Origin of the sequence: Geodermatophilus maliterrae (assembly GCF_041018925.1) — a bacterium.
Lineage (GTDB): Bacteria > Actinomycetota > Actinomycetes > Mycobacteriales > Geodermatophilaceae > Geodermatophilus > Geodermatophilus maliterrae.
Window position 1 is genome coordinate 1 of sequence record NZ_JBFNXQ010000192.1, and the last position, 2,141, is coordinate 2,141.

The window sequence follows — 2,141 nt, forward strand, 5'->3', positions numbered from 1 at the left end:
GGCCGCCACCGCCCTGCCCGGCGAGGTCGTCGTCCTGGCCGCCGCGGGGGAGGAGCTGCCCGACGCCCCGGTCGTCGACGGCGCACCCGAGCCGCCCGGCGCCCGGCTGCTCGACGCCGTCGCGGTCATGGACCGGCTGCGCTCGCCGGGCGGCTGCCCCTGGGACGCCGAGCAGACGCACTCCTCGCTGCGCGGCTACCTGCTCGAGGAGGCGCACGAGGCCTACGACGCGATCGTCGACGACGACCCGGTCGCGATGCGCGAGGAGCTCGGCGACGTGCTGCTGCAGGTGGTCTTCCACGCGCGCGTCGCCGCGGAGGCCGGTCCCGGCCGCCGGTTCACGATCGACGACGTCGCCGGCGAGCTGGTCGACAAGCTGGTCCGCCGGCACCCGCACGTCTTCGGGGACGCCGGGCCCCGGGACGTGGCGCAGGTGGAGCAGGGCTGGGAGGAGATCAAGAAGGCCGAGAAGCAGCGCCGGTCACCCACCGAGGGCGTCTCCCGGTCGCAGCCTGCGGCGTCCTGGGGCGCGGCGCTGGTGCGGCGGGCCGGCCGGGCCGGCCTGCCGGTCCCGGAGCCGGCGGAGCTCTCCGCCCGCAGTCCCGAGGAGCTGGGTGAGCGCCTGCTGGCGGTGGTCGCCGGTGCCGCGCAGCGTGGCTGGGACGTGGAGGACTCGCTGCGCGAGGCGGTCCGCCGCTACGCGGGTGAGCTCGACGCCGCGGCGGCCGCTCGGGGAGAGGACTGAGCGGGGCACCCCGCCAGGCGGCCCGGGGCTGGCTAGGCTGCCCCCGTGCCCAGCATCGACGCCGTAGGCGCGCGGGAGATCCTCGACTCGCGCGGAAACCCCACCGTGGAGGTCGAGGTCGCCCTCGACGACGGGACGATCGCCCGGGCGGCGGTGCCGAGCGGCGCCTCCACCGGCGCCTTCGAGGCGGTGGAGCTGCGCGACGGCGGCGAGCGCTACGGCGGCAAGGGCGTCACCAAGGCCGTCGACGGCGTCCTCGACGTCATCGGCCCGGAGCTGGTCGGCTACGAGGCCACCGAGCAGCGGCTGGTCGACCAGCGGCTGCTCGACCTCGACGGCACGCCCGACAAGTCCCGCCTGGGCGCCAACGCGATCCTCGGCGTGAGCCTCGCCGTCGCCCGCGCGGCCGCCGAGTCCACCGGCCTGCCGCTGTTCCGCTACGTCGGCGGCCCCTCGGCACACCTGCTGCCGGTGCCGATGATGAACATCCTCAACGGTGGCGCCCACGCCGACAGCAACGTCGACGTGCAGGAGTTCATGATCGCCCCGATCGGGGCGGCCACCTTCGCCGAGGCGCTGGCCATGGGCACCGAGACCTACCACGCGCTCAAGTCGGTGCTGAAGAAGGACGGGCTGGCCACCGGGCTGGGCGACGAGGGCGGCTTCGCGCCGAACCTGTCCAGCAACCGCGCCGCCCTCGACCTCATCGTCCGGGCCGTGGACCAGGCCGGCTACTCCGTGGGCACCGACGTGGCCTTCGCCCTCGACGTCGCGGCGACGGAGTTCCACAGCGAGGCCGGCTACGCCTTCGAGGGCAAGACGCTGTCGGCCGGCGACCTCACCGAGTACTACACCGACCTCGTCGCGAACTACCCGATCGTCTCGATCGAGGACCCGCTGTCGGAGGAGGACTGGGACGGCTGGATCGCCCTGACCGCCGCCCTGGGTGACCGGGTGCAGATCGTCGGCGACGACCTGTTCGTCACCAACCCCACCCGGCTGGCCGACGGCGTCGAGCGCGGCGCGGCCAATGCGCTGCTGGTCAAGGTCAACCAGATCGGCACGCTCACCGAGACCCTCGACGCGGTCGGCCTCGCGCACCGCAGCGGCTACCGCTGCATGATGAGCCACCGCTCGGGCGAGACCGAGGACACCACGATCGCCGACCTCGCCGTCGCCACCGACTGCGGGCAGATCAAGACCGGCGCCCCGGCGCGCAGCGAGCGGGTGGCCAAGTACAACCAGCTGCTGCGCATCGAGGAGGAGCTCGACGACGCCGCGCGCTACGCCGGGAGTGCGGCCTTCCCGCGGCTGCGGGCTCGATGAGCGCACCCGCCCGATGAGCGCGGGCACCGGCCGACGTCGGTCGACCGGCCGCCCGCTGTCGCACGCGGCC

General features: G+C 74.8%; 2 protein-coding genes. Both read left to right on the forward strand.

Annotation, left to right across the window (positions count from 1 at the left end; genetic code table 11):
* The coding region (locus ABQ292_RS26350) for a nucleoside triphosphate pyrophosphohydrolase (protein ID WP_369210662.1) at positions 1-745 on the forward strand (745 nt) is incomplete at its 5' end.
* Between the two features lie 45 nt (positions 746-790).
* A complete protein-coding gene (gene eno, locus ABQ292_RS26355; RefSeq protein ID WP_369210663.1) occupies positions 791-2,071 on the forward strand; it encodes a phosphopyruvate hydratase in 1,281 nt (426 codons plus the stop codon).
* The last annotated feature ends 70 nt before the right edge of the window (positions 2,072-2,141 follow it).